The organism is Dietzia sp. SYD-A1 (assembly GCF_015356725.1).
Lineage (GTDB): Bacteria > Actinomycetota > Actinomycetes > Mycobacteriales > Mycobacteriaceae > Dietzia.
This window is the reverse complement of sequence record NZ_JADDKI010000463.1, coordinates 1-2,051: the sequence shown is the minus strand read 5'-3', so window position 1 is coordinate 2,051 and position 2,051 is coordinate 1. Positions and strand designations below refer to the sequence as shown.

The window sequence follows — 2,051 nt, the reverse complement described above, 5'->3', positions numbered from 1 at the left end:
CGCCGAGCGCGCGGGCCTGCGGCTGCCGCGGGTACTCGGTCGCAACGCCGCCCCGCCGGTGCCGGACGGAGTGGTTCCCGACGCCCCCGGTGTCACCCCGTTCCTCACGTCCAACGAGGAGTTCTACCGCATCGACACCGCGCTGCGGGTACCCGCCCTGACCACCGCGGACTGGCGGTTGCGGATCCACGGGATGGTGGACAGGGAGATCGAGCTGGACTGGCAGTCCCTGACGAGCAGGGAGTTCCGGGACCGGATCGTCACCCTGACCTGCGTGTCCAACGAGGTCGGCGGCGACCTCGCCGGAACGGCGACCTGGACCGGCTTCCCGATCGACGAACTGCTCGCGGAAGCCGGGCCCCTGCCCGAGGCCGACATGCTGCTCTCGACCTCGGTCGACGGCTGGACGGCGGGCACCCCGCTCGAGGCACTGACGGACGGGCGGGACGCGTTGCTGGCCGTCGGGATGAACGGCGAGCCGCTCCCTCTCGAGCACGGGTATCCCGTCCGGCAGGTCGTCCCCGGCCTGTACGGCTACGTCTCCGCCACCAAATGGGTGGTGGACTGGGAGGTCACCCGGTTCGACCGGGCGAGCGCCTACTGGACCGACCGGGGGTGGGGCGAGAGGGGGCCGATCCTCACCGCGAGCCGTATCGACCGGCCCGCCCCGCTGGCCCAGCTGGATCCCGGCCCCGTCGTGGTCGCCGGGACGGCGTGGGCCCAACACCGCGGCATCGACCGAGTGGAGGTGCGGGTCGACGACGGGCCGTGGAACGAGGCAGCGCTCGCGGAGGAGTACTCGATCGATACCTGGCGCATGTGGTCGTGGACGTGGGACGCCGAACCCGGCCTGCACACGCTGTCCGTCCGGGCGACCGATTCGACCGGTGAGGTCCAGACCGAGACGCGGCAGCCTCCGATACCCACCGGGGCCACGGGCTGGCACAACCGCACGTTCCGGGTGTCGGGGACATGACCGTCCTCGACACGCGCCGCCCCACCGCGCGCCCGTTCCCTGAGTTCCCCACCCCTCGGATTAGACTGTCCTCCGTGTCCGACCCCACCGCCCTGTCGCTGGCCGATCCGGGGCGCCTGTTGGAACTCTCCGCGGCCGGCGACCTCGAGGCCTTCGCCCGCTTCTATGACCTCATGGCGCCCCGGGTCCACGGTCTCGCCCTGCGGGTCCTCCGCGACCCCGGGTACGCCGAGGAGACGGTGCAGGAGGTGTTCCTGCAGGTCTGGAAGCAGGCCTCGGGGTACAGTCCGAAGCTCGGGTCGGTCCATTCCTGGGTGCTGACCATCGCACACCGGCGCGCGGTGGACCGGGTGCGGTCGGAGAGCTCCGCGGCGCGGCGCGACGAGGCGGACGCCGCCGCGGGGATCACCCACTCCGGGGACGTCGCCGACCAGGTGACCGAGGAGATCACCCGGGAGGAAGATGCCGCCGACGTCCGTCGTTGTCTGGGGGAGCTCACCGAGAACCAGCGCGAGTCGATCGAGATGGCGTACTTCACGGGACTGACCTACCGAGAGGTCGCCGACCAGCTGGGGGCCGCACTGCCCACGATCAAATCACGAATCCGGGACGGCCTGCGCCGTCTCAAGAGCTGCCTGGGGGGTGAGCTGTCATGACCGTCCGACACCACGATCATCCGGAGTCCCCGGGCACGGTTCATCCCGAGGATCTCGACCTCTACGCCCTGGATGCGTTGGACGATCAGGAGACGGAGGCCGTCGAGCAGACCCTCGTCAACGCCGCACCGGATCAGCGCAGGTCGATGCTCGCCCACATCCGGTCCACCCGGGAGGTCGCAGCCGATCTGGTGGCCGATGCCGACCTCGACGTCCCGCCGCCGCCGGGGCTCCGGGCCAGGATTCTCGATCTGGTCGCGGCGGAGTCCGCGCCCGTAACCGACGCGGGGACACCGGAACCCGACGGCACCCGGGACACCGGCGGTGCGGCCGTGGTCGATCTGAGCCATGTGCGTGAGCGCCGGCGCCCCGGCGTGTGGACCGTCGTCGCCTCCGCCGCGGCGGCCGTGGTCCTCGTG

2 protein-coding genes and 1 pseudogene are annotated in these 2,051 nt (G+C 71.5%); all 3 read left to right on the top strand.

Annotated features, from left to right (window positions below):
* The coding region (locus tag IY392_RS15700) for a molybdopterin-dependent oxidoreductase (RefSeq protein WP_194861710.1) at nt 1-976 on the top strand (976 nt) is incomplete at its 5' end.
* A gap of 74 nt (nt 977-1,050) precedes the next feature.
* Complete coding sequence (sigK, locus tag IY392_RS15695; RefSeq protein WP_107758255.1) at nt 1,051-1,632, top strand: ECF RNA polymerase sigma factor SigK; 582 nt, start codon at nt 1,051-1,053, stop codon at nt 1,630-1,632.
* Nucleotides 1,629-2,051, top strand: a pseudogene (locus IY392_RS15690) (anti-sigma factor); the annotation flags it as partial. The gene sigK and the pseudogene IY392_RS15690, both read left to right, overlap by 4 nt.